This window comes from Dactylosporangium roseum (assembly GCF_025264685.1).
Lineage (GTDB): Bacteria > Actinomycetota > Actinomycetes > Mycobacteriales > Micromonosporaceae > Dactylosporangium > Dactylosporangium roseum.
In genome coordinates this window covers 5,503,044-5,527,929 of sequence record NZ_CP073721.1, presented here as the reverse complement: position 1 = coordinate 5,527,929, position 24,886 = coordinate 5,503,044, and the positions used below count along the sequence as shown (strand labels likewise).

Genomic DNA, 24,886 nt, shown 5'->3' with positions numbered 1-24,886 from the left:
CCAGCCGCCCACTGCCTGGCTTGACAAGCGGCCGCATCTGCTTGTTCAATTACGAGAACGGATGACCGCTTTATTAATACGGAGGCGCGATGGGTGGCCGCGAGGCACCAGCGTCATCGCCGCACAGTGGGCGTTTGGCCGCATATGAAGGATCTCCACTTCGGAGCAAGGAGCGCAGTAGCGATGCACGGGAGTCTTGAGGTCACGATCGCCGGCGGCGGCATCGCCGGTTTGGCCGCGGCGTTGGCGTTCCGCAGAAGCGGTTGCGAGGTGACGATCGGAGAACGTGCGGCACAGTTCGGCCCCGTCGGTGCCGGTGTTCTCCTGCAGGCCAACGGCCTGCTGGTTCTCGACTCACTTGGATTGGGTGACGAAGTGCGTTCCCGCGGAGCGGTGATGCCGCGATTCGCCCTGCGTGACCGCAGCGGCAAGACACTGCTCGAAACAGGGCTGGACGCCCATCTGCCTCCGAGGCTGTGGCCCGTCTGCATTCACCGCGCGGATCTGCATGAGGTGCTCTGGCAGGCCTGCCTTCGCGCACGTGTCAAGGTGCATTTTCAGCACACGGTGGCCGCCGTGGAAGACATCGACAGACGCCCGGTACTCGTTTGTGAGTCCCCACAGGGCACGACCCGAATTGCCGGCGATCTCATTGTGGGCGCCGACGGCGTCAAGTCTGCGGTGCGCGACGCGGCAGGAATATCGCCTGAACGTTGGCCGGTATTGGAGGGCAGCGTCCAGGGCGTTGCGCCCGTCTCGCTACCGGCCGATGTGCACGGCGAGTATCTTGCTGGACCTGAAGCTTGCGGCATGCTCCCCGTGCGAGCAGGTTCCACCTTCTGGTTCTGGGGCGGCTCCAGCAAGGCTGTGAACCAGGTTGGGGAGAGCGACTTTGCAAGCTGGAAGACCGACGTGTGCAATCGCTTTCCACCGATGCGTCTGGTTCTCGACGGATATGATAGCTGGCAGGGCACGGTACGCCTTCAGCATTCCAGCGTCCACTGCGAAACCTGGTCCTCAGGCAGGGTCGTCCTGATTGGGGATGCCGCACATGCCATGAGCCCAAACCTCGGTCAGGGCGCCAACTGCGCCCTCGTCGACGCCGTAGCCCTTGCCGCCTGTGTCGCCGAGCAGGAAACCAAAGCCGGACTCCCCGAGGCCCTTAACCAGTTCGAGCTGGGCCGCCGACCAATCGTCGACAGTCTGCAACGGAAGGGGCATGACGAAGGCGCGAGCGTCATGCCCCGCTGGACGGGCTACCAGAGCCTTGTCAACCTGGCGGTTCGCCTGGCCCGGTTCACGCCGTCCAGCATGAAGCGCGCAGCAGTTCTGTCACTGAGCGGCCTCGACGGGCGGGAATTCGATCTCCACTCCGCCGGTGTTCGCGCGCCCATCCCCTGGTAGGACCTCGATCATCGCCGGGATGGCCGCCGGCGCGCTGGCTGCTCGGCGGCGACTCCCGGCCATCGGGCTGGCTCAAGTCTCAACGTGCCGCCGGGTTGCTCAACCACCGATTGATCAGATGTTCGAGACCCTTGGCGAGTCTCTTCTTGTCGAGATCACGCGAGAACGTCGCACGGCCAGCTATCCCATCGAGTAACGCGGTCAACAGGAACACCGTCGTATCACGGTCCACGCTGGGGTCGACGTAGCCCGCCTCCTGTCCAGCGCGCAGGGCCTCGGCAAGTACATCACGAAACTGCGCTTCGTTCTGATCAAATGCCATTTTCACTGACGGGTTTCGCGTGGCCTCGGCCCCCACTTCCAGCGTGAGCCGGCCGTATTTTTCGTCGGTCAGTCCGTCAACAAGGTCGGGCACGATCTCGGTGAGAGCAGCAACAATATTTGCGCCGCTAGACAGATACGAAATGATTTCCGCGTTGTCTGCCCTATCCTGCTCGGCGAGCGCCAGGATGATGGAGTCCTTGGTCGGGAAGTAGCGGTAGAGCGCGCCCGCGCTCAGTCCTGACGCCTTACAGATATCCTGCATCGTCGTCTGGTGGATGCCCTTGAGGGCAAATCCGTCCGCAGCAGCGGCCAATATCTGCGCGCGGCGCCTGTCATGTAGTTCTTCACTGCGCATTCGGGCCATTGGTGCCTCCGCAAACGGTCATCCGCTCGCACTATAGCTCAGGGCCCCGTTGCTATTTCGATCGGCGCCAGCATGGGCAGCCCGACACCCATGGGGAATACTCCGCTCGCCGCTCCCACCGGGCTGCCTCCGGTTGCCATGCCAGGCGGTCCCGGTCGTGCACCGCCCACACCTCCCGGCGATGCCATCGCAGGTTCTGCGCCTCGAGGTCGGCATGGCCCAGTTTCCGACCAAGGGTTCCGCGCCGAGGTCGATCGGTAGACGCCCGGCTGCGGCTGGGGGAAGCCAGGTACCCGGCGCTGATCGACAGGTGTGCCGCGCCGCGGGGCCGCTGACCGCGCGCAGCCTACATCCGACCCGGCGAAACGATCCCGAGCAGACTCAGCCCCACCGATGGCCACTTCGCCATCCTTCACGAACTGACCGCCATGCAGGCACAACGGGTCATCGAAGCGTGCGCGACGCGGAACCAGACGATCCTTCGGCTACAGCAATCGATCGCGTCGGCGGCTGCCAGAGGACACAGCTTTCGCGGGCCCGCGTGGACCGGGATCCTGCGGCGGGCTCTGCGACCTGAGAGGGTCCGCCTTACGCTGATGTACGGCGCTGGCCGTGACGAGTGTGAGCGCGAACGTCGTGCACATCGCGAGCAAGGCCGGCAGGACTTTGAGCGCGTGAGTGGAAATCCAGGGCGGATCCGCGATTCCGCCGACGCTCAGCGGCCACACGCTGAACAGCGAGACCCAGTCCGCGGCGACCCGTCGAGCGGCGATCGCGTAGAGCACAGACGTCAGTTCGAGCGTGGCGAGGCCACCGACCACGAGGACCGCCACGGCGATGCCAGTGCGCCCGCGCCGGATGAGCACGGTGATCGCGACACCCAGCGTGAGCATAGCCGCGCACCAGCAAAGCGCGGACAGTAGCGTGGCCGACCGCGACTCGCTGAGCACGTCGCCGGCAATGGGTAGGTTCGCGATGGCCAGTATTCCCACGGTCAACGACGCCGGTACGGTAAGCACCGGTGCCACGATGTGGTGCTGCCGGGGTATTGGTAGCGTCAGCGCGACGATCGCCCCGCACACTGCCAGCACGCTCAGCGCGATCGGCACGTTGAGGACCGCAGGACTGACGTCGTACCCGCCGTCCTTCGCGTACGTTGTGGCGATCATGAGCGCACCGAGCGCCAGGGTCAGCGCGGTGAGGCCGAATCCCAGCGGTGCGGCGGCGAGCCACGCCATCCGGCGAAGCTGCGGGCGGGTGCGGGTCCACGTCCATGTCGCCGCTTGCTCGGTCAGCGCGGACCGGCTGACATCGGCGATATCGCGCCACGGTCGGGTCGAGTGCGCGAGCAGGTCGGTGAGCTCGGCGCCGTAGCGGTCGCGGACCGGTGCCGGGTAGATCGCCATGGCGAGGCGGATCAACGTCGCGCGCATCAGGCTGTCGCCAATCGACGCAGGCCGGTGCTGGCCATCGTTCGGATGCGCACGAGTTCGGCCTGCAACGCCTGCGCGCCCAGATCGGTCAGGCGGTACGGCTTGCGGCGGTCCTCCTCCGGCAACTGCTCGATCAACCGCTGCTCCTCCAGGCGCCGGATGGCGCCGTAGAGTGTGCCCGGGCCTGGTCGCTCGCCGGTCAACGCAGCGATGTCTTCCTGCATCGCATAGCCGTGCTTGGCGCTTTCGGCCAGGCTGATCAGGATCAGCAACGCAGGCTCGGAGAACCTGCCGAGCTGCGACAACCCTGTCATACGTTCCTCCAGGTTGCTACGTTAGGCGTAGCATCGCAGGACGTAGCATTCTCGTCAATCCTGTTCCTACCGAAAGTCGGCCACCCCGCCGTTGACTGGGCGGGCACCGGCGTTGCGCTTGCCGAGCATGTGATCCGGGCCGTTCAGGCGGCACGTTCGCCAGTCGTTGCCGCCGCCCGGCGTCCAGGCGGTCGTCAAGCGGCGTTGAGCGACCAGGCGTTCATGTCGTCGCCCGGTGGCGGAGGATGCGGCGTACGCCGAGCATCGCGGTGCCGAGTCCGGCACCGGCGACGAGGAACCCGAGGAAGAGGAACAGGAAGATCGGGCTCATGCCGAGAGTCTTTCGGTCGGTGCCGAGGATGGTGCCGATGAGGAATCCGAAGAGCGGCCCCAGGACCGCCACTCCGCCGCCGAGGATGACCAGCCAGACGCCGGGTGCGACTGGGGTGAGACGGATCGGGCGGCCTGGTTGGGAGCCGCGGTCAGGATTGGTGGTCATCGTGCGTCCTTTGGGCATGGGTCACGGGTGAGGTGCCGTTGACGCTGGGTGGAACCTGGCTTGGGGCCGGGCTTGTGGTGTGGCCGCGGACCGCGTCGAGGAACGGGCCGATGATGTCGATCGGCAGGGGGAAGACGACGGTGGAGTTGTGGTCGGCGCCGAGCTCGAGCAGGGTCTGCAGGTAGCGCAGTTGGAGGCTGGCCGGGCTTTCGCTGAGGGTCTTGGCGGCGTCGCGGAGTTGTGCCGATGCCTGGAGCTCGCCACGGGCGTTGATCACCTTTGCCCGTCGCTCGCGCTCGGCCTCGGCCTCGCGGGCCATGGCCCGCTGCATCGCCTCGGGGATCTCCACGTCCTTGATTTCGACGACCTCGACCTTGACGCCCCAGGGTTCGGTCATGGAGGCGATCGATTTCGCGAGGTCCTCGTTGAGGTCTGCCCGGTGGGCGAGCAGTGTGTCGAGGTCTGCGCGGCCGACGACTGACCGTAGCGTGGTTTGGGCTATCTGGGAGGTGGCGACGGCGTGGTTCTCCACCGACATCACTGAGCGGACCGGGTCGACCACCCGGAAGAGTACGACGGCGTTCACCCGGGCCGGCACGTTGTCGCGGGTGATCACCTCCTGCGGCGGGATGGTCAGCGTGACCACCCGCAGGTCGATCCTGACCAGCTTGTCCAGGCCCGGGAGCAGCACCCGCACGCCAGGGCCCAGCGGCTCCCGCAGCCGTCCCAGCCGGAATGCCACACCCCGCTCGTATTCTTTCAGCACCCGCAGCGAGAGGACGGCCAGGGTTAGCGGCACCAGGACAGCAACGATCGCGATGATCATGAGGTGGTCTCCGTCCCGGGTTCGCGTCGGTCGGGCCGGTAGCTCGAGCGTCGGTGGGCCAGGGTCGCAGCGGCTGCGGCACGCTCGGCGACCGTGTCGTCGAGCGAGCGGTGGGCCATGCCCTCGGGGATGAAGGCCGGGTTGCGGCGCAGGTGGGACCAGAGCGGCACGCTGAGCAGTAGTGCCATGACCACCGCTGCGGCGAGGACCAGCAGCGAGTCGGGTCCAGGTCCGGTGAGCGCGGTGCCGAGCGGCCACACCAGGCCGAGTACCGCCACCGTGCAGGCGATTCCACGGTGGAAGCGGGCGGCCTCGGAGGCCGGCCATGAGTCGACGGCGCGCTGGATCTCGCGCCCGGAGGACGACGTGGTGCAGGTGTCTTTGACGGGGCAGGCGTTGCAGATCGACGGCGTGCCGCGGTAGCGCGTCACGCGGTTGTCCGGGTCGAAGGATCGCGGCCACAGCCACTGGTCCTGCGGGCAGCGCCACGCGTCGTGGTCTTTGTGGTAGCGGAAACCGCCGGACACGCCGCCTTCGGCGACCGACGCGGCCCGGCGTGCCAGCGCGTCGATGATGTGCGCGAGCCCTACCACCGCCAGGCAGTAGCCGGCCGCCAGCCAGGTCTCCGCCCCGACGGCGGAGGCGGAGAACCCGGTCACGGCTCCTCCCGTTTGTCGCGCCGGTCGGAGGCGTAGCGGCTCCTCGACGGGGGTGTCTCGGCGATGGCGGACGTGGCGGCGACCGTGGCGGGCAGGCCGGTGCGGTCGTGGGCGGCCTCGGCGGTTTCCTCGACGTAGAGGGTCTCCGGCTGCAGTTGGGTCGCTGTCGGTTTGATGCCGTGGCGGATGCCGAGGTAAGTGATCCACAGGAACGGCAGCGCCCCACCGATGATCATGATCAGGTCGCCGGGCATGCGCAGCCACTCGAGCACGGCGTTGCCCGGCTCGGTGATGTAGCCGAGCGTGCGTGCCTCGAAGTACCCGTCGTTCACCGAGTGCCATAGCTGCAGGACGCCCAGCGGAAGCAGGGTCACGAACACCATCCAGGCCAGGCCGGTGTTGAGCGACCAGAACGAGAGTCTGGCCAGCCTGTCCGGCCACTTCGACGCCGGGACGATGTAGCGCAGCGCGAACAGCGCCAGGCCGACGGCGAGCATGCCGTAGACGCCCATCATCGCGCCGTGCCCGTGGTTGGCGGTCAGCGCCGTGCCGATCTGGTAATACGACACGATCGGCAAGTTGATCAGGAAGCCGAAGACCCCGGCGCCGACGAAGTTCCAGAAGCCCACGGCAACCAGGAACATCACCGCCCAGCGGTGCGGGAACGGCGCGCTGCTGCGGGTCTGCTGCCGGGAGCCGAGTTGCAGGAAGGTCCACGCCTCGACGGTCAGGAACGTCAGCGGGATTACCTCCAGGGCCGAGAAGAACGCGCCCAGCGCCATGTGTTCCACCGGCGTGCCGGAGAAGTAGAGGTGGTGCATCGTCCCGATCACGCCGCCCGCGGAGTAGAGGATGACGTCGAGGAAGATGATCTGGATGGCGATCCGGCGTCGGACCACGCCGAGCATCACGAAGATGTAGGCGACCATGACCGTGGTGAACAGTTCCAGGAAGTCCTCCACCCACAGGTGCACGACCCAGAACCGCCAGAACTCCGCGACGGTCAGGTGGGCCTGCGCCGACGCGAGCATGCCGACGGCGTAGAAGGCCGGAATCGCCAGGCCCGCGTAGAGGAACAGCCACGGCATGTTGAGCCTGTGCTCGGTCTTCAGCCGCGACCGGATCCCGCGGTAGATGATCGCGATCCAGAGGAAGAGCCCGATCACCAGCAGAGCCTGCCAGAACCTTGGCAGGTCCAGGTATTCCCACTGTTGGTCGAAGAAGATGGACCCTTTCGCCCAGTCGGCGCCGAAGATGCTGATCGCCTCGCCGGTCAGTGAGCCGACCACGACGATCACCAGTGCGCCGAGCAGGCCCCAGGCGAGCCAGTGTTGCCGACGCGGTTCGCGGCCGGAGATGATCGGGGTGAGATAGATGCCGGCGGCGAGGAACGCCGCCGCTGTCCAGAACAGGGCGAGCTGTACGTGCCATGTGCGCGCCAGGTTGAACGGCAGCACTCGGGCGAGGTCGATGCCGAAGAACGTGCTCAGGTCGGCGCGGTAGTGCTCGATCGCACCACCCAGCAGGGCCTGCACCAGGAACAGCGCGGCGACGACGAAGAAGAACCACGCGGTTACCTTCTGGGCCTTGGTGATCTGGACCTCACCGGGTTGGCGGAAGGCCAGGGCCGGCTGCTCGGTGGCGTGCCAGCCGATGGTGCGGCTCCAGCGCCCGTAGAGCGCGAAGAGCGCGCCCAGGCCGACCAGCAGGGCGGTCAGCGACAGGCCGGACCAGACCACGATGTCGGCGGTCGGGGTGTTGTCGACGCGCGGCTCGGGCGGCCAGTTGTTGGTGTAGGAGTAGCTGTGGCCGGGCCGCTGCGCGGCGCTCGCCCAGGCCGTCCAGGAGAAGAACGCGGTCAGCTCGTGGATCTCCCGCGGGTCGGTGATCACCTCGGGTAGGAGGCCGTATTTGGTGCTGGCGGTGCCGAAGAAGTCGGCGTAGTGCTTCTTGGCGTGCTGGAACGCCGAAACCTGCTCCGTGGTGAACACCAGCTCGCCGCTTGCTTTGTCGTATCGGTTCTCCCGCAGCATCCGCTTGGCGGCCTCAGTTGGCTCCTGCTGCCCGGAGGCGGTGAGTTCGCCCTTGATGTGCTCGGCCGAGATGCGCAGATACTCGGCGGTGTAGTCGGGGCCGAGGTACGCGCCGTGACCCATGACGGAGCCGTACTGCTGCAATCCCCGGCGCAGGAAGGTCTGCTGTCCGGCGGTCACGTCCGCGCGGGTGTAGACCACCTCGCCGCCCGGACCGGTTACCCGTTCCGGCAACGGCATCGAGTCGGTATAGGTTCGGACGGCCAGCATGCCCATCACGAAGAACCCGAAGACCAGGACGAGGGCGACGCCCTGTACCCATCCCTTGGAAAGGCGCAGCTCCGCACGGTCGGAGCCCGTTACCTGCGCTTGATCGGACACGTGTCGGCCTTCCGTCGCACCAGTTGTACCGACGGTATCGGGGGGTGAGATTTCTCGCAGCCTAAAGCGCCTGTTCGGTGCTACATCCGGCGAAACGGGCGGCCAAGTGGAGGGCAGGGGCGCGGGTGCGTCACTCCAGGCGTGTTCCAGGGCCGTGGTCGCGGGGGAGCCGTTGCGGCCATGTCAGCGATTGCGGGTGTCGGCCGGCCGGCTCCCTCCTGATCCGACCGGCTCATCCATCGGCCTGGGCCAAATCCGTCAGCGGGACGGCGGGGTCGGCCAGGCGCGCCGGGTCGATCGGGCGGCCGGCGCGGATGAGCTGGCCGATGGGTTCCGTGACGTTCCAGGTGTTGACGTTCATGCCGGCGAGCACGCGCCCTTCGGCGGTCCAGAACGCGATGAACTCGCGTGTGGCGGTGTCACCGCGGACGACGACCCGGTCGTAGGAACCGGGCGGGGCGTGGCCGGTGTACTCCATGCCGAGGTCGTACTGGTCGGTGTAGAAGTAGGGCAGCCGGTCGTAGCGCACCGGTTGGCCGAGCATGGCGCGGGCGGCGGCGGGTCCGGAGTTGAGGGCGTTGGCCCAGTGCTCGACCCGGATCCGGGTGCCGAGCAGCGGGTGGTGGGCGTTGGCGACGTCGCCGGCGGCCCAGATGCGTGGGTCGGCGGTGCGCAGGCTGGCGTCGACCCGGATGCCGTTGTCGACCGGTAGGCCGGCGAGTTCGGCGAGCTCGCTGTTGGGCTGGGCGCCGACGCCCACGATGACGACGTCGGCGGGTAGGACGGTTCCGTCGGCGAGTTCGACCGCCGAGACCCGCCCGGTGCCGTGGAGTCGCTGGAGCTGGGCACCGAAGCGGAACTCGACGCCGCGGTCGCGGTGCAGGTCGGCGAAGACTCTGGCGACCTGGTCGCCGAGCACGCGCTGCAACGGCAGGGTGGCGGTCTCGACGACGGTCACGCTGGCGCCCCGGCTGCGGGCGGCGGCGGCCACCTCCAAGCCGATCCAGCCGGCGCCGACAACGACCACGTGGGCGCCGTCGGTCAGAGCGTCGGCGATGCGGTCGCTGTCGGTCAGGGTACGCAGGTAGAGCACACCGTCGAGGTAGGCGCCGGACAGTGACAGCGTGCGGGCGCGGGACCCGGTGGCCAGCAGCAGCTTGTCGTAGTCGAGGCGTTGCCCGTCGGCGAGCTCGATCTGGCCGGACGACGGGTCCACGGCTGCGACCCGGATGCCGGTGCGCAGGTCGACGTCGTGTTTGTCGTACCAGTCGGCGTCGTGGACGTAGACGCTGTCGCGGCCGGCGGTGCCAAGCAGCAGACCCTTGGACAGCGGCGGACGCTCGTACGGGCGCTCGGGCTCCTCGCCGAGCAGCACGACCGGGCCGTCGAAACCCTCCTCGCGCAGGGTCTGCGCGGCCTTGGCGCCGGCCAGGCCGGCACCGATGATGACGAACGGGTGCATGGGTGCTCCTCTACGGATAGTCCGCTGCGGACTTCTCAGGCGTGGGCGATGCCGGCGAGGGCGAAGAACTCCGCCCGCGAACGCGGGTCGTCGCGCAGTGTGCCGAGCAGGGTCGAGGTGATGGTCGTCGCGCCGACCGCTTGCACGCCGCGCAGCGTCATGCACAGGTGAGTGGCCTCGATGACGACCCCGACGCCATGCGGGCTCAGGTGAACGGTGAGCCAGTCGGCGATCTGCCTGGTGAGGCGTTCCTGTACCTGCGGGCCGTGGGCGAACAGCTCCACGACGCGGGCGAGTTTGGACAGGCCGAGGATGCGTTCGCCGGGCAGGTAGCCGACGTGGGCCACGCCGAGGAACGGCAGCAGGTGGTGTTCGCATACCGACCGGATCGGGATGGCGCGGGCCAGTACCAGTTCGTCGTAGCCCTCACCGTTGTCGAAGGTGGTGAGCGTGAAGTCCCGCGGCGTCAGCAGTTCGGCGTACGCGCGAGCCATCCGCCCGGGCGTCTCGGCCAGCCCGTCGGAGTCGCAGTCGATCCCCAGCGCGGCCAGGAAGTCGGCCGCGGCCCGCTCGGCGGCGGCCAGGTCCTGGCGGGGCCGTTGCCGGGTCACCCGCAGCGGTGCGAGGGTCATGTCAGCGCTCACCGGTGCCCAGCGCGGTCAGCAGGGCCGGCACCAGCGTGGCGGCGGCGAACGGGCCGTACGCCCGGCACGCGCCGATCGGGACCGCTACCAGGGCTGGGTGCGGCCGGTGCCCGTACGGCCCGGCGAGCCCGGTCACCGGCCGTTTCGCCTGTTCCATCGCTTGATCGAGGCGTGCCACCCGACACCTCCCGTGTTTTTCACCAACTGACGTTGTCAATAATCCTCATCCTGGACCTCATCACCGAGAATTTCAACAGTCCGTGCTGGTGATAATCTCGGTGGGTGCAGGACCGGTGGACCTCGCTCACCGCGCTCACCGACCCGTCACGTCGGGCGCTGTATGACTACGTCCGACGCCAGGACCACCCGGTCAGCCGTGAGGAGGCCGCCGACGTCCAGCGCATGTCGCGTGGCCTGGCCGCCTTCCACCTGGACAAGCTCGTCGACGCGGGGCTGCTCCGCGCCCGCTACGAGGCGCCGGCCGACCAGCCTCGCGGCCGGGGCCGGGCGCCGAAGGTGTACGAGGCGGCCGGCGACGGCCTGGCGATTACCGTGCCGGAGCGGCGCTACGAGCTGATCGCCGAGATCCTCGCCGACGCCGTTGCCGACGACCCGGCACACGCCGCCGAGGCGGCGCGCCGGTACGCCCACGCACGCGGTGAGGCCATCGGCGCACAGCTACGCGCCGAGCGCGTCGACATCGCGAGCGTGCTGGCCGGACTCGGGTTCGAGCCGCAGCTCGCCCAGGACGGCCGGATCCTGTTGCACAACTGCCCGTTTCACGCCCTCGCCGCTCGCCACACGACCCTGGTGTGCGGGCTCAACCACACCCTCATCGCCGGACTCGTCGAAGGCCTGGGCATCGCCGACCTCCAAGCCAGACTCGTTCCCCGGCCCGGCGCCTGCTGCGTCGAACTCGCCGCCCCACCACCGTCCGACCGGCAGTAGAACCGGCGCGTGCACAGTGCCGTGCTCACCACCTGGCGGGGCCTGATCGGTGGCGGCATCCTCGTCGTCGCGCTGCTGCTCCGGCCGGCCTTCGCGCGCCGCCGCTGACCGGGTCGTCCGCCTCTCGAGTGGCTGGGGCACTGTGTGAGGCGGACGACCCGGTCTCGGTGGAGACGTGGCATGTGGAGATCAGGCCTCGCTCGACCGCTTCCACAGGTTGATGCCCGACTCCACGGCGAGCCCGTCGATGGCGTCGAGCTCATCGCTCGTGAAGTCGAGCCGGTCCAGGGCCCGCACGTTCTGCTCAAGCTGTTCGACGCTGGAGGCGCCCAGCACCAGGCTGGTCATCCGATCGTCGCGCAGGGCCCAGGCGAGCGCGAGCTGGGCCAGGGTCTGGCCACGACCCGCTGCGATGTCGTTGAGGCCACGGATCCGGTCGAGCATCTCCTCGTGGAGGAGCCCGGGGTTGAGCGACTTGCCCTGCGCCGCTCGCGAACCCTCGGGAATGCCCGCGAGGTAACGATCGGTGAGCAGTCCCTGGCCGAGGGGCGAGAACCCTACGCATCCCGCGCCCACGTCGGCCAGGGTGTCCAGGAGCGAGTCCTCGATCCACCGGTTGAACATCGAGTACGACGCCTGGTGGACCAGCAGCGGCACGCCCGCCCCGCTCAGCAGCCGGGCCGCCTCGCGGGTCCGCTCCGGTGAGTACGACGAGATGCCGACGTAGCGAGCCTTGCCGGAGCGGTGGGTCGCGACCAGGGCGTCCATCGTCTCCTCCAGCGGCGTGTCCACGTCGACTCGGTGGCTGTAGAAGATGTCGACGTGGTCGAGGCCCATCCGCATCAGGGACTGGTCCAGCGAGGCCATCACGTGCTTGCGCGACCCGCCGCTGCCGTACGGGCCGGACCACATGTCGTAGCCCGCCTTGGTGGCGATGACCAGCTCGTCGCGGAAGGGCCGGAGGTCCCGGGCGAAGTGCTGGCCGAAGTTGAGCTCGGCGCTGCCGAACGGCGGGCCGTAGTTGTTGGCCAGGTCGAAGTGGGTGATGCCGAGGTCGAACGCGCGGTGGATGATGTCGCGCTGTCGCTGGAGCGGGACGTCGTCACCGAAGTTGTGCCACAGCCCCAGCGACATGGCCGGAAGTTTCAGCCCGCTGTGCCCGGCGTGGCGATACGGCATCTTCTGGTAGCGAGACTGTTCTGGGACGTACGCCATCGGCCTTGCCCACCCATTCCTTCTTGTCGTTGTGGTTGTCGTTGTTTGCCACTCGGTCGTGGGAAACGGTCAGGGCACGGACAGGCCCGCGCGGCGGAGCATCCCGGCCAGCTCCACCTCGGCGTTCCGGACGATCTCGGTCTCATCACCGGTGACGAGCTGACCGTCCCGGACCACCACCGCCCCGCCCACCAGCACGGTGTCCACGTCGGCGGCCGAGCGGCTGTAGACGATCTCGGAGAACGGGTTCGCGGGCCTGGTCGGAGCGCTGGCCGCCCGGGAGGGGCGCAACAGCACCAGGTCGGCGAGTTTGCCCGGCTCGATGCTGCCGATCTGGTCGCCCATGCCCAGCGCCCGGGCGCCGCCCATGGTGGCGAGCTCGAGCACGGTCTCAGCAGACATCGCGTCGGCTCCGTGCCGGGGCTTGTGGATGAGCGCGGCAAGCCGCATCTCCTGAAACCCGTCCAGGTTGTTGTTGCAGGCCGCGCCGTCGGCGCCGAGTGCGACGTTGATCCCGCGCTCGAGGTACGTCGGCACCGGCGCCACTCCCGACGCCAGCTTCAGGTTCGCGGACGGGCAGTGGCAGATGTGGGCGCCGGCCTCGGCGATCCGGGTGATCTCGTCTTCGGTGGGCCACACGCAGTGCGCCATCACCATCCGCTCGTTGAGCGCCCCCCACGAGTCCAGTGCCCAGATGTCGCGGCCCTCGTCGAGGCTGCCGATCATCTCGGACTGCTGCTCGTTCTCGTGGACGTGGGTGTGGAGTGGCAGCCCACGCTGCTCCGCGATCTTCACCACCAGATGCCACAGCTCGGGCGTCGTTCCGCGCGGGCATCGGGGGGAGAGGGCCACCCGCAGCCGCCCGTTCTCCCGGCCGTCCCAGGTGTCGACCAACCGTAGGATGTCGGCGACGGCGTCCTCGGTGGTCTCACCCCACATGTCCGTGCCGGGCTCCTCGCGGTCCATCAGCGCCTTGCCGATGAACGCACGGATTCCGAGGTCGGCCGCCGCCTCGAAGGAGGCGTCGGTGTGGTGGACCGACTCCATCGACAGGACGGTGGTGGTGCCGCCGAGCAGCAGCTCCGCGATGCCGAGCCGGCACGACGCGGCCATCGACTCGGCCGTGTGCGCCTGCTCCATCGGCCACACGCAGCTCCGCAGCCACTGGATCACGTCGACGTCGTCACTCAGTCCCCGCATGATCGTCTGGCACAGGTGCGTGTGGGCCTGTACCAGGCCCGGCATCACGATGCTCCCGCCGGCCTCGATCTCGATCGGCGCCGAGTCCTCGACCGGGCCTACGTGCTGGATCCGGCCGTCGGTCACCGCGATGTCGCCGCGCACCACGCCGGCCTCGGCCATCGTGATCACGACCGCGTCTCGGATGATCAGGTCAGTCAATGGTTCACCTCAGAACTGGTTGGGGCCGCCCGGTCGGCTAGGGCAAGTTGTGCGAACCGTTCGAGATCGGCGGGGTCGTAGGGGGCGGACAGCGCCAGGATCACCTCGTCCACACCCGCCTCGGCCAGGCGGGAGATGGTGCGCCAGGCCCGCTCGGGGTCCGCGACGACCACCCGCTCGGCGGCCTCCGCCATGGAGATCCCGGAGCGGGTGGCGACTTGGGTCACCAGGCGCTCCTGCCGGGCGGCGTCCCCGGAGAGGTCGGCGAAGACGAACGCGCTGCGCTGGAGGTCGCCCGGCGACCGACCGTTCTGCCGGAGCAGCTCGTTCAGCTCGGCGTTGAGCCCAGGCCAGGCCTCGGCGTGGGCGAAGGTGTTGAAGACGTCGCCGTAGCGGGCCGCGGCGAGCCGGGCCTTGCGTCCGGAGCCGCCGATGAGGATCGGGACGGAGCCGTGGACCGGCTTGGGCTCGAAGTATGCGTCCTGCAGTGAGTACCACTGGCCCTTGAAGGTCACCGGTCCCTCACTCGCCATCAACAGTCGCATGATCTGGGCGGTCTCCGTGAGGCGTCCCAGGCGCTCGTGAGGGCTGGGGGAGCGGATCCCGAACATCGCGTGCTCCGCGTGGTGCCAGCCGGCGCCGATGCCGAGCATCGACCGGCCTCCGGAGATGTGGTCGACCGAGACCACCGTCTTCGCCAGCACCCCGGGCTCCCGCAGGGTCACATTCGTGACCAGCGTGCCGACCCGGACCCGCCTGGTCACCGCCGCGAGCGCGCTGACGACCGACCACGCCTCCAACTGGCCGCCCTCACGGGGACCGTGGGGCCGGTACGCCGGCCCCTCCCCGGGGTGCAGCGGGACGAGGTGGTCGAAGGTGTAGGCGGCGAAGACGCCCAGCTCGTCCGCGGCCTGCCAGTAGTCCTTCAGCGCTTCGAACGAGGTGCGCTCAGGCGGGGTCTGGATGGAAATCCGCGGTGTAGGTTGTCGGCAACCTATTTGACCACCGACGGGTTGATCGGGGTACAAAACCATGACATGTCCTGCTGGTCAAAGGAATAGGATGCGCGTAACGTATCACCTGCGAGTCGGGTCCTGTCACCAATGGATGAGTGGCGCCGGCGCGACGGAGACCGCCGACAGCACTGACGAGGGGTATGGCCGAGAGACGGTGATGACCAGTGCAACTCAGTGAGAGCGAGATTTCCCGGCTGCTGATGAGCCACTCGGCCGGCACCAGTCCCGGGTTCCTGCTGTGGCGCTCCGTGCTGCGGTGGCAGCGCCAGGTGACGGCGGTGCTGAAGGACGAGAGTCTCACCCACGTGCAGTTCTCGGTTCTGAGCACCATCTGGTGGTTCGACCGCCAGGGCCATGTCCCGAGCCAGCGCGACGTGAGCAATCACGCCAGCCTCGACCGGGTGATGATGTCGCAGGTCGTGCGTCTGCTTGAGAGGGACGGCCTGGTCGAGCGCACCGTCGATGAGCACGACGGCCGGGTCCGCCGCCTGCGGATCACCCCGGAGGGACGCACCGTGGCCGACCGGGCGGTGGCGTTGATGGACGCCACCGACAACGCGTTCTTCGGCGTGCTCGACGACCTGCCCGGGTTCATCGCAGGCCTCTCGCGACTCGCCGGGGTCACCGAGCTGGCATCGGCCACGGACCAGAAGAAGTAGCCCTCCCGCTGGCGCCTCATGGGACGGCCCAGGAGTTCTCCCGGATCCCACAGCAGACGGAGCAGCAGTGAGTTCAGATCAGCATCACAAGCAGTACGACGACGCCCGCACCCCGGTGGCTGTGGACGTGGTCCTGCGTTCCGCCACGGTGATCACCATGGACGACGACGACACCTGCTTCGACGGGGACGTCGCCGTCGACGGCGGTGAGATCGTGGCGATGGGGCCGCGGCTCGCCCACGTGGGGCGGGAGGAGGTCGACCTCGGCGGACAGGTCCTGCTACCCGGGTTCGTCAACGCACACACGCACGAGTGCATGGAGCGGGGCTGGTTCGAGGATCTCGGCTTCATGGAGTGGCTGGAGACCTACGCACAACCCAAGGACCGGGCCTACCGACCCGAGCATCAGCGGGCGGCCTCGTCGCTGGTGCAGCTCGAGCTCATCAAGAGCGGTTTCACCAGCATCCTCAGCATGTTCCGCTACCCCTCGGTCTCGGCGGCGGTGGCGCGGACGTCGGGAATCCGGGCGACCTTCGCCCCTCAGCTCGTCGAGGACCCCTCAGGCGTGGGGGAGTCCTGGGAGGACACGCTCAACTTCCTCGACGAGCTCGACCGCGACCCCCATCCCCGCATCCGCGGCTGGCTCGGTCCGCATGCGCTCTATAGCTGCTCCGAGGGGACCTACCGCGAGATCGCCCGGTTCGCCCGGGAGCGGCGCGTGGGGATTCACACCCACCTCGCCGAGAGCCGCGACGAAGTGACCCGGATCCGCGAACGGACGGGCCTGACTCCGACCGCATACCTCGACGAGCTGATCGGGCTGGGACCCGACGTGGTCCTGGCGCACGGCGTCGAGCTCACCGCCGATGATATCGCCCGGATCGCCGATTCGGGTGCTGCGGTGGCCCACTGCCCGACGTCGAACATGAAGCTCGGCAACAACATCTCGCCCGTGGTCGACCTGCGCGCGGCAGGGGCCACGGTGGGCCTGGGCACCGACTCGGTGATGTCCAACAACGTCCTGGACCCGTTCGCCGAGATGCGGATGGCGTGCCTGGTGGCGAAGTTCCGCACCGGTGACCCCAGCGTCATGTCCGCCCCGGAGGTACTCCGCCTCGCCACACGGGGTTCGGCGCGGGCGCTCGGTCTCGAGGATCTCGTGGGCTCGGTGGAGGTCGGCAAGCGGGCCGACCTCGTGGCCGTCGACCTGCGCGGGCCACACCTGTGGCCGCTCACCGGCGACGAGGGGCACCTGGGCAACCTCGTCGAGCAGTTGGTCTACGCCGCTCGGGCCTCCGACGTGAGCCTCACCATGGTCGACGGCGAGATCCTGATGAGCGAACGCCGGATGCGCACCCTCGACGAGGGCGCGGTGCGCGAGATCGTCGAGGCCGAGGCGGCAGACCTGGCCCGTCGGGCCGGAGTCGACGATCACGTCGTTCGTCGGCGACCCAAGAGCCTTCGGGGCCGTGTTCAGGTGTCTGACTGACGAAGGCCCGGCGGGCGACGCCGTTCACGATCGGGAGGCGGGCAGCGTGTCGGCGAACTCGTCGACCATCGTCCGGTGTGCCGCCGAGTCGATCTCGCCGAAGACGCGAACGCGGGAGAGCCCCCCGTCGGGATAGACGTCCACCCGCACGAACCGGACGGGCGTCTGCTCGTCGACCGCCAGCAGGTGGCGGGTGTCGGGGAGCGCCGGGCGACGAGCGACGAGCGGCACCCACGATGCCGGATCCTCCAGGGCCGCCTGGTCGCGGATCCCGACGACGCGGAACTCGCCGGGGGCGTTTCCCACGAAGTACGACGTGTCGATCTCGACGCGCCTGATCGCCCCGACGGCCGCCAGGCGGATCGTCACGTGGTCGTTCCCATCGTCTCGCCGGCGCGCGTTCTCCCAGCCCTCGCCCATCGTGCGTGCCCGTCCCGGAAGCAGGAGGTTGTCCGGCGACGAGTAGAAGCGGTTGGAGCAGTCGACGATCGCGCCGCCGTGCTCCTGGGCGGCGAGGTCGATCGTCCCGGTCAGCAGTCGCGGGTCCGGCACCGCTTCACCGTGGACACGGAAGCGCGCCACGCCGCCGTCCGGATAGATGGTGAGTCGCACGTGCGTGTACCGGTGGCGGTCGGCGACCTCGTAGGAGTTCTCCGTGTCACCGTGTGCCGGACTCTTGGCGACCAGCGTGGTCCAGGTCGCCGACAACAGCTCGTCCGTGGACGGGTAGCCCTCGAGACCGGTCGCCTCGACCGAGATGTGCGGGGGATAGTTCCCGGTGAACCAGGCGGTGTCAACCACGACGCCGCGCACCACGCCCGGTGCGCCGAGACGGACGATCACCTGGTCGCGATCGCCGCCGTCGCGCCGGCGGCGGGTCTCCCAGCCGTCGTACACCTTCCCCTTGTGACCGAACTCGTCGGTCGAGAAGACGGACGGCTCCGGGTTGATGAGGTTCTCGCGTTGGGCGAACAGCTCGTCGCTGGCCCAGACCACGCTGCCGGCGAGGTCCCGGGAGGCCAGGTCGGGATAGGTCCGGAAGTCGTTCATCGGTCTCCTCGGCTCAGTAGTCGCCCGCGAGGCGCGGAGCTGGTGGTCCATGGTCCGGTGATGGGATGCCCGGCCAGCCAGGTCTGTCTGACGCGGCCGTGGAGCGTGCGTCCGTGGTACGGGGAGACCGCGTGGCGGTGGAGCAAGGAGTGGACGTCGACGGTGAAGGTCTCGTCGGGAGCGAGGACACAGAAGTCGGCGTCGGCTCCTACGGCGATCCGGCCCTTCGAGTGAAGCCCGGCGTGACGAGCCGGACCCTCGGCCATCCAGCGTGCGACGTCCGTGATCGAGTGCCCGCGCTGGCGGGCTTCCGTCCAGATCACCGGGAGCCCGAGCTGGAGTGACGAGATGCCGCCCCAGGCGAGCCCGAAGTCCCCGGAGTCCAGATGCTTCATCTCGGGCGTCGATGGCGAGTGGTCGGAGACGATGATGTCGATGACCCCGTCGGCGAGGGCGCGCCAGAGGTCCTCGCGGTTGCCCTCTTCGCGGATCGGAGGACAGCACTTGAACTGGGTGGCGCCGTCAGGAACGTCGCCGGCGGCCAGCGTCAGGTAGTGCGGGCACGTCTCCGCGGTGAGGCGCACGCCGTCGTGGCGCGCTGACCGGATCATCGGGATCGCGTCGGAGCTCGACAGGTGCAGGACGTGTACCCGGGCCCCCGTGCTCCGAGCCTCCTCGATGAGGCGTGCGATCGCGCGGTTCTCCGCTTCCCGCGGGCGAGACCTCAAGAAGGCGTCGTAGCGAGTCGCCTCCGGCCCGGGAGCCTGCTCGATCACGTCGGAGTCCTCGGCGTGGACGATCAGGAGGCCGTCGAACTCGGCGACCTCGCGCAGTGCGGTCCTGAGTTGCCCGGCGTCGAGACAGGGGAACTCGTCCACGCCCGACGGGAGCGTGAAGCACTTGAAGCCCAGGACGCCTGCGCCGTGTAGATGGCGAAGTGAGCCCAGGTTGCCCGGGACGGCACCGCCCCAGAACCCGACGTCGACGTGCACCTGGTCGCGAGCCACAGCGCGCTTCAACTCGAGGGCGTCGACATCGCAGGTCGGGGGGATGCTGTTGAGCGGCATGTCGACGAGGGTGGTGATGCCGCCGGCGGCCGCGGCGCGGGTCGCGCTGCTGAAGCCCTCCCAGTCTGAGCGGCCCGGGTCGTTCATGTGGACGTGTGTGTCGACAAGGCCCGGCAGCAGGACCTCGTCGTCCTCGAGCTCCAGGACTCGCTCGGCGCGCCGTGCCAGGTCCGAGTCGAAATCGTCGATCGCGGTGATCACGCCGTCGCGAACGCCGACGGACCGCGACGCGAGGCCGGACGGCGTGACGGTCTCGCGTGCCCGGAGTACCAGGTCGAAGTCGAACGTCGTCATCGCGGATCAGCAGGCCGCCGGTACGGCGCTCCAGGCAGAGCCGGCGTCGGGCGCGTCATCGCGGACGACGCTGGCCTCGATGAGTCCGTACGGCCGGTCCGCGGCGATGAAGACCTCGCCCGGGTTCTCCGTGCCGGGTGGCAGCAGGGTGACCAGGAAGTGATGCTTGTTGGGGGCCGAGAATTTGATCTCCGCGACGGCGGGGTGCGCTTCGAGGACGGCCTCGCCCATGCCATACAGCGTCTGCTGGAGCGCTCGGCTGTAGATCGTCGCGAACCGTTCGAGGAGGAGCGCCTTGATCGCGGCGTGGGTGGCATCCCAGTCGACGTCGGTGCCGGCGTAGCGCCAACGGGCCACGAGCGAGGTGGCCAGGATGCGGTCGGTGGTCTCCGGCAGGGTGGTGTATTCGTCCTTCAGGAACCCGCGGAACTCCGAACCCGTCGTCTTGGCGACCGTGAGGTGCTCGATACCGGAGACGACGTGCACGGCGCGTGCGGGACCCGAGTCGTCGACGGTGACGATCGTGTTGCGAGTGCCCTGGCCGTCCCGGACGAACGAGTGGTCGTGACCGACACCGCCCACCTGGATGCGCTGCCACTCGTACTCCTCGACGGAGACGCGGGCGCCGGTGGCGTTCGGTGTCTGGGCGAGCAGGTGCTCGGCGAGGTTCAACGCGTAGTCCTCGATCGCTCCGAGTGGCTTGGCCTTCGCGAAGGCGAACGCGGCGTTTTTCTGGGTGTCGGTGGGCAGGATCGCGGCCTGGTCCCCGGTCACGTGAGCGTCATGGAAGTCGCCCCGCAACGAGGTGGAGACGTTGAGGTCGCGGATCTCGTGGCGACTCGAATCCCGGATGACGCGGACGACGCGGTTCTCTGCCTTGCCGTACTGATTGGGTCCAAGAACAATGGCCATGGGTCAGGGTCCCTCGTGAGTTTCAGTAGGCGAACGGGCTGCGGAGTAGTGCTACGTGGTACGGCCATTCGTCGTGTGGCACGCGGGACGTGATCGAGACCGACCGCTCGGCATCCACCTGTTCGAGCCTGATGGCTGCCGCGAGACTACGAGCTGAACCGGCCGAGCGTCAACAAAATGTTGAAATAAGGTCTCGGTCTACTGCCCGCTCCTGTTCCGGTTCAGGTAGTTGTAGATCGTGAAGCGCGTGACGCCGAGGCTCTCGGCCACCCGTTCCACTGAGCCCCGGAACTCGAAGGCGCCGCGCACTTCGAGCAGCCGCACCGCTTCCTGCTTGCGGGCCCGAGGGAGATCGGGGAGCGCGCTGTCGAACTCGAGCTCGACCTGTTGGATCAGCGCGTCGAGACCGTCGGACGTCGAGGTCAGCCGGATCGCGCCCACCAGATGGCCGTCCCACCGCAGTGGCACGTCGTCGCCGGCCGCGTCCTCCGGGGCGACCACGGTCGCGTCGATCCGCGCCAGCAGCGGCCGGATCGCGTCGAGCAAGCGGTCGAGCCCATCGTCATTCATCGCTCTCGACCAGAAGTGTGAGTCGCGTCCCCCCTTGGGCCAGCACGGTCTCGACCACCGCCGACAGGAGCGGGATCAGCTCGGTCGAGTCGCCCCACACCGAGGTGCCGAACGGCCCGAACTCGTGTCTCAGGCCCGACTGCTCGACTATCCCGAGCGCGGCCGTCGCATGCGCCGGCGTCGCGCCGATGGTGAACGGCTCGGACGTGAACTCGGCCCTGACCCTCATCCGTCGATCCTAGGCGTTCCCTCGCCCAGGTCGTCCCTGCGCCGGGCCAGGGCGACCAACGCCTCCCGGTCCGGAACGCCCTGGGCGGTGAGGTCGGCTTCCGAGGTTGCTCCGCACTCGAGCGCGCGCAGGATGAAGCGTGCGAGTGCCGTTGCTGTCGCAGGCTCGTCCATGACCCCCGAGGCCGCACCGGCCAGATAGCCGGTCAGTCGACGGACCGCTGTGGGGAGCCCCTCGTCCATGAAGGCGAACACCGTCCCGTAACGGGTCGGGAGCTGTCCGGGGTGAAGGTCCCACCCTTGGTAGATGCCGCGCTCGATCGAGCGTCGTACGAGCCGAGCGTGCAGTGCCCAGGCCGCGCGGACCTCGGCCGTCCCTCCGATCGGCAGCACGTTGGTCGAGCCGTCGGAGACGAACACGCCTGTCCGGGCAGCCGCCACGTGCATGGTCGCCTTGGCGTGGTCGGCCAAGGGGTGCTCCATGCTCTGATAGGCCGGAGCGATCCCACATGCCGCCGCGTAGTCGTACGTGCCGTAGTGCACGCCGGAGCACCGGCCCCGGGCCGCGTGGATCATCGGCGCGACGGTCGCACGGCCGTCGGCGCCCAGGATGCTCTGCGGCGTCTCGATCTGCAGCTCGAAACGCAGTGCGCCGGACGCGAGGTCGTACGACCTCTCGAGCACCTCGCAGATGGTGACCATGGCGCGCACCTGCTCGACCGAGGTGACCTTGGGGAGCGTCAGCACGAAGCCCGGTGGGAGGCCGCCGGAGCGGGCGAGGCCGCCGACCACGAGGTCGAGGGTGCGCAGGCCCCGGCGCCGAGTGCGCGCCTCGAGCGACTTGAACCGGATGCCGAGGTGCGCCGGAGCCGACGGCAGCTCCGACAGGTGCCGCAGGATGGTCACGACGGCCTCGGCGTCCGCGTCCTCGCCGTCGTCCGACGAGACCTGGTATCCGTCCTCGAAATCGATCCGAAGGTCTTCGATCGGCTGTTCACGGAGCTTGCGCTCCACCCGGTCGATGAGTCCGTCGGCTCGTGATGGACCGAGGTTCAGCGCCTCGAGCAGGACGGCCCGCCCGTGGGTGTCCAGTGCCAGGAGGGCCTCCCGGCCCCAGTCCTGGACGAGGTCCGGCGTGCAGCGGTCCGCCGGCACGTAGACGGTGTGCACGGGTTGCCGGGTGGTGCTCTCGCCGGGGTACCGCGCACTGAGCTGGGCGTCCGCCTCCTGCAGCAGCTCGTCGACCCTCGTGATCAACGAGCTCAGCACCGACCGGTCGGGAGTTGCGGGCATGGATGCGCCTTTCGCTGGGCACCGGGTTCGGAGAAGGATTGCTGTATTCCCGTCCTACGGGCTGGCTGCCTTCTTTTCGAGCCGTCCCTCGTGGAGGATCGGCTCGGTGTACCCGCTCGGCTGAGCGGCGGCGTCCAGGATCAGTCGTCGAGCGGTCCGGAACGCGACCCCGTCGAACGTCGCAGACATGGCGTTGTACTGGGGGTCGTGCGCATTCTGGGCGTCCACGACAATAGCCATCCGACGCAGGGTCTCCTCGACCCGATCGACGCCGACCACCCCGTGATGCAGCCAGTTGGCGACGTGCTGGGAGGAGATCCGGCAGGTGGCCCGGTCCTCCATGAGCTGGGTGCCGTGGATGTCGGGAACCTTGGAGCAGCCGATGCCGGCGTCGATCCACCGGACGACGTATCCGAGCACCCCCTGGATGTTGTTGTCGAGCTCGGCCTGAACCTCCCCGTCCGACCACGAGGCGGGGTCTCCGATCGGCACTGTGAGCAGCGAGCCCATCGACACCGCGGAGCGGTTGGCGAGCTGCTGTTGCCGCGCGGCGACGTCGACCCGGTGGTAGTGCGTCGCGTGCAGCATGGCGGCGGTCGGCGACGGGACCCAGGCGCACGACGCCCCCGACTCGGGGTGCTGGACCTTCTGGGCCAGCATGTCGCTCATGCTGTCGGGCGCTGCCCACATGCCCTTGCCTATCTGGGCACGGCCCTGGAGCCCGCAGGCGAGTCCGATGTCGACGTTCGAGTCCTCGTACGCCGCGATCCACGGCTGGGTCTTCATGTCCGCCTTGCGAACCATCGGCCCGGCCCACATCGACGTGTGGATCTCGTCCCCTGTCCGGTCCAGGAAGCCAGTGTTGACGAAGACCAGCCGGTCCTTGGCGGCGTGGACGCACGCCTTCAGGTTCAGCGTGGTCCGACGCTCCTCGTCCATGATCCCGATCTTGAGAGTGCGAGGAGCAAGCCCCAGCACGCGCTCGACCCCTTCGAACAGCCGGACCGTGAAGTCGACCTCCTCCGGACCGTGCATCTTGGGCTTGACGATGTAGACGGAGCCGGTGCGGGAGTTTCGTCGGTCCCCGTGGCCGCGCAGGTCGTGCAGCCCTCCGAGGGCGGTCATCAAGGCATCGAGGATCCCCTCGGGAACCTCCCGCCCGTCCCGGTCCAGGATCGCGTCCGTCGTCATCAGAAGGCCGACGTTGCGCACGAGCATCAACGCCCTCCCCGGGACGACCACCGGGTCGCCGGCCGGGGTGGTGAACGACCGGTCGGGGTTCAACGACCTGACGAACGTCACCCCGTCCTTCGTGACCTCTTCGGCGAGGGAGCCCGTCATGAGCTGGAGCCAGTTGCGGTAGCCGTGGACCTTGTCGGCGGCGTCGACCGCGGCGACCGAGTCCTCGAGGTCCATGATCGTCGTCAGGGCGGACTCGAGCATGATGTCGCTGACGCCGGCCGCGTCCGACCTCCCCACCGGGTGGCCGCGATCGATCCGAATCTCGATGTGGAGCCCGTGATGCCGGAGGAGCACCGCCTCGGGGCTCGAGGGCGTCCCCCGGTAGCCGACGAGTGCCGCGGGATCGCGGAGCCGCCCCGGGTCATCGTTCGCGAACGTGACGACCAGACCGTCGGAATCCATCTGGTAGCCCAGGGAATCGGCATGGGAACCACGGGTGAGTGGCGCCGCGGTGTCGAGGAAGTCGCGACCCCAGGCGATGACTCGGTCACCGCGCACGGGGTTGTACGTGGGTCCCGGAGCCAGCGTGCCGCGGTTGTCGATCGCGTCCGTGCCGTAGAGCGCGTCGTAGAGGGAGCCCCATCGGGCGTTCGCGGCATTGAGGGCGAACCGTGCGTTCAGCAAGGGGACGACCAACTGCGGACCGGCCAGTTCGGCGATCTCGGGGTCGACGTTCTCGGTGGAGATCTGGACGTCTCCGGGCGCCTCGGTGAGGTAGCCGATCCTCCGCAGGTGGTCCTCGTGCGCCCGGGCGTCGCGGACGTCGGCGCCGGAACGCCAGTACTCGTCGATCTGCCTCTGAAGCTGGGTCCGGCGGTCGAGCAACTCGCGGTTCTCGGGTGCGAGGGCGTGGATCAGGGTGCTCGCGTCCCGCCAGAAGTTCGCCTCGCCGATGCCGGTGCCGGGCAGCGCCTCCTCGCTGACGAACCGGTGCAGGACGGGGTCGACGAGCAGATCGGCGGCCGGCACCCGGTCCGTGCTCATCAGCGCTGCCTGTCCATGATGCGGAAGGATCTGTTCATATCGTGGAAGTCTGGCCGCGCGATGTTGTGGTGTCAACGGAGTCGTCCTCGCCCGACTGAGGCGTGGATTCGCCCGGGGCCGAGGTGGTGTCTCTGACGGCTCGCAGTGGCAGGAGCCAGTCCGCACAGGGGTTTGC

At 68.6% G+C, this 24,886-nt stretch carries 24 protein-coding genes; 4 read left to right on the top strand and 20 right to left on the bottom strand.

Going from position 1 to position 24,886, the window contains the following annotated elements:
* The first annotated feature begins 183 nt into the window (after nucleotides 1-183).
* Nucleotides 184-1,404 (top strand): FAD-dependent oxidoreductase, encoded by a 1,221-nt coding sequence (locus Drose_RS25855; protein WP_260723913.1) that lies wholly within the window; start codon nucleotides 184-186, stop codon nucleotides 1,402-1,404.
* A gap of 79 nt (nucleotides 1,405-1,483) precedes the next feature.
* On the opposite strand, the gene Drose_RS25850 is transcribed toward Drose_RS25855, so the two are convergent.
* From Drose_RS25850 to Drose_RS25805, 10 genes are all read right to left on the bottom strand, one after another.
* On the bottom strand, nucleotides 1,484-2,092 hold the full coding sequence (locus tag Drose_RS25850; RefSeq protein ID WP_260723912.1) for a TetR/AcrR family transcriptional regulator: 609 nt from the start codon (nucleotides 2,090-2,092) through the stop codon (nucleotides 1,484-1,486).
* Nucleotides 2,093-2,577: 485 nt separating this feature from the next.
* A complete protein-coding gene (locus tag Drose_RS25845; protein ID WP_260723911.1) occupies nucleotides 2,578-3,525 on the bottom strand; it encodes a hypothetical protein in 948 nt (315 codons plus the stop codon).
* Nucleotides 3,525-3,839: a PadR family transcriptional regulator gene (locus Drose_RS25840; RefSeq protein ID WP_260723910.1), complete on the bottom strand. Its 315-nt coding sequence runs from the start codon at nucleotides 3,837-3,839 to the stop codon at nucleotides 3,525-3,527. The genes Drose_RS25845 and Drose_RS25840 overlap by 1 nt, the downstream gene beginning before the upstream one ends.
* A 220-nt stretch (nucleotides 3,840-4,059) precedes the next feature.
* A complete protein-coding gene (locus tag Drose_RS25835; protein WP_260723909.1) occupies nucleotides 4,060-4,338 on the bottom strand; it encodes a hypothetical protein in 279 nt (92 codons plus the stop codon).
* Nucleotides 4,322-5,164: a slipin family protein gene (locus tag Drose_RS25830; RefSeq protein ID WP_260723908.1), complete on the bottom strand. Its 843-nt coding sequence runs from the start codon at nucleotides 5,162-5,164 to the stop codon at nucleotides 4,322-4,324. The genes Drose_RS25835 and Drose_RS25830 overlap by 17 nt, the downstream gene beginning before the upstream one ends.
* The gene (locus Drose_RS25825) at nucleotides 5,161-5,823 is read right to left on the bottom strand and encodes a hypothetical protein (RefSeq protein WP_260723907.1); all 663 of its coding nucleotides are present in this window, start codon (nucleotides 5,821-5,823) and stop codon (nucleotides 5,161-5,163) included. Before Drose_RS25825 ends, Drose_RS25830 begins: the two co-directional genes overlap by 4 nt.
* Nucleotides 5,820-8,237 carry a nitric-oxide reductase large subunit gene (locus tag Drose_RS25820; protein WP_260723906.1) on the bottom strand — a complete coding sequence of 806 codons (2,418 nt, stop codon included), beginning with the start codon at nucleotides 8,235-8,237 and terminating at the stop codon, nucleotides 5,820-5,822. The genes Drose_RS25825 and Drose_RS25820 overlap by 4 nt, the downstream gene beginning before the upstream one ends.
* A gap of 232 nt (nucleotides 8,238-8,469) precedes the next feature.
* Entirely contained in the window at nucleotides 8,470-9,699 is a 1,230-nt protein-coding gene (locus Drose_RS25815; RefSeq protein WP_260723905.1) for an NAD(P)/FAD-dependent oxidoreductase, read from the bottom strand.
* 35 nt (nucleotides 9,700-9,734) lie between these two features.
* The gene (gene folE / locus Drose_RS25810; protein WP_260723904.1) at nucleotides 9,735-10,331 is read right to left on the bottom strand and encodes a GTP cyclohydrolase I FolE; all 597 of its coding nucleotides are present in this window, start codon (nucleotides 10,329-10,331) and stop codon (nucleotides 9,735-9,737) included.
* Nucleotide 10,332: 1 nt separating this feature from the next.
* Nucleotides 10,333-10,500, bottom strand: coding sequence for a hypothetical protein (locus tag Drose_RS25805; protein WP_260723903.1), 168 nt, complete (start codon nucleotides 10,498-10,500; stop codon nucleotides 10,333-10,335).
* Between the two features lie 125 nt (nucleotides 10,501-10,625).
* Between Drose_RS25805 and Drose_RS25800 the strand changes: the two genes are divergently transcribed.
* On the top strand, nucleotides 10,626-11,291 hold the full coding sequence (locus Drose_RS25800) for a helix-turn-helix transcriptional regulator (RefSeq protein WP_260723902.1): 666 nt from the start codon (nucleotides 10,626-10,628) through the stop codon (nucleotides 11,289-11,291).
* 189 nt (nucleotides 11,292-11,480) lie between these two features.
* On the opposite strand, the gene mgrA is transcribed toward Drose_RS25800, so the two are convergent.
* The 3 genes from mgrA to Drose_RS25785 form a co-directional block, all read right to left on the bottom strand.
* Nucleotides 11,481-12,506: an L-glyceraldehyde 3-phosphate reductase gene (mgrA, locus tag Drose_RS25795; RefSeq protein WP_260723901.1), complete on the bottom strand. Its 1,026-nt coding sequence runs from the start codon at nucleotides 12,504-12,506 to the stop codon at nucleotides 11,481-11,483.
* A 69-nt stretch (nucleotides 12,507-12,575) separates the two neighbouring features.
* Complete coding sequence (locus Drose_RS25790; RefSeq protein ID WP_260723900.1) at nucleotides 12,576-13,907, bottom strand: amidohydrolase family protein; 1,332 nt, start codon at nucleotides 13,905-13,907, stop codon at nucleotides 12,576-12,578.
* Nucleotides 13,904-14,941: an LLM class flavin-dependent oxidoreductase gene (locus tag Drose_RS25785; RefSeq protein ID WP_260723899.1), complete on the bottom strand. Its 1,038-nt coding sequence runs from the start codon at nucleotides 14,939-14,941 to the stop codon at nucleotides 13,904-13,906. The genes Drose_RS25790 and Drose_RS25785 overlap by 4 nt, the downstream gene beginning before the upstream one ends.
* A 146-nt stretch (nucleotides 14,942-15,087) precedes the next feature.
* Here Drose_RS25785 and Drose_RS25780 point away from each other — a divergent pair, with 146 nt between their 5' ends.
* Both Drose_RS25780 and Drose_RS25775 read left to right on the top strand, forming a co-directional pair.
* Nucleotides 15,088-15,582 (top strand): MarR family winged helix-turn-helix transcriptional regulator, encoded by a 495-nt coding sequence (locus tag Drose_RS25780; RefSeq protein WP_260723898.1) that lies wholly within the window; start codon nucleotides 15,088-15,090, stop codon nucleotides 15,580-15,582.
* A 67-nt stretch (nucleotides 15,583-15,649) separates the two neighbouring features.
* A complete protein-coding gene (locus Drose_RS25775) occupies nucleotides 15,650-17,071 on the top strand; it encodes an amidohydrolase family protein (protein ID WP_260723897.1) in 1,422 nt (473 codons plus the stop codon).
* Between the two features lie 24 nt (nucleotides 17,072-17,095).
* On the opposite strand, the gene alc is transcribed toward Drose_RS25775, so the two are convergent.
* From alc to Drose_RS25740, 7 genes are all read right to left on the bottom strand, one after another.
* Nucleotides 17,096-18,121 (bottom strand): allantoicase, encoded by a 1,026-nt coding sequence (alc, locus tag Drose_RS25770; RefSeq protein ID WP_260723896.1) that lies wholly within the window; start codon nucleotides 18,119-18,121, stop codon nucleotides 17,096-17,098.
* Nucleotides 18,118-19,482 (bottom strand): allantoinase AllB, encoded by a 1,365-nt coding sequence (gene allB / locus Drose_RS25765; protein WP_260723895.1) that lies wholly within the window; start codon nucleotides 19,480-19,482, stop codon nucleotides 18,118-18,120. The genes alc and allB overlap by 4 nt, the downstream gene beginning before the upstream one ends.
* Before the next feature lie 6 nt (nucleotides 19,483-19,488).
* Nucleotides 19,489-20,394 carry a factor-independent urate hydroxylase gene (gene pucL / locus Drose_RS25760; protein WP_260723894.1) on the bottom strand — a complete coding sequence of 302 codons (906 nt, stop codon included), beginning with the start codon at nucleotides 20,392-20,394 and terminating at the stop codon, nucleotides 19,489-19,491.
* A 198-nt stretch (nucleotides 20,395-20,592) separates the two neighbouring features.
* Nucleotides 20,593-20,964, bottom strand: coding sequence for a helix-turn-helix domain-containing protein (locus Drose_RS25755; protein ID WP_260723893.1), 372 nt, complete (start codon nucleotides 20,962-20,964; stop codon nucleotides 20,593-20,595).
* The gene (locus tag Drose_RS25750; RefSeq protein ID WP_260723892.1) at nucleotides 20,957-21,193 is read right to left on the bottom strand and encodes a thiamine-binding protein; all 237 of its coding nucleotides are present in this window, start codon (nucleotides 21,191-21,193) and stop codon (nucleotides 20,957-20,959) included. Before Drose_RS25750 ends, Drose_RS25755 begins: the two co-directional genes overlap by 8 nt.
* Complete coding sequence (locus tag Drose_RS25745; protein ID WP_260723891.1) at nucleotides 21,190-22,485, bottom strand: HpcH/HpaI aldolase/citrate lyase family protein; 1,296 nt, start codon at nucleotides 22,483-22,485, stop codon at nucleotides 21,190-21,192. The genes Drose_RS25750 and Drose_RS25745 overlap by 4 nt, the downstream gene beginning before the upstream one ends.
* A 54-nt stretch (nucleotides 22,486-22,539) precedes the next feature.
* The gene (locus Drose_RS25740; RefSeq protein WP_260723890.1) at nucleotides 22,540-24,711 is read right to left on the bottom strand and encodes a malate synthase G; all 2,172 of its coding nucleotides are present in this window, start codon (nucleotides 24,709-24,711) and stop codon (nucleotides 22,540-22,542) included.
* Nucleotides 24,712-24,886: the final 175 nt, after the last annotated feature.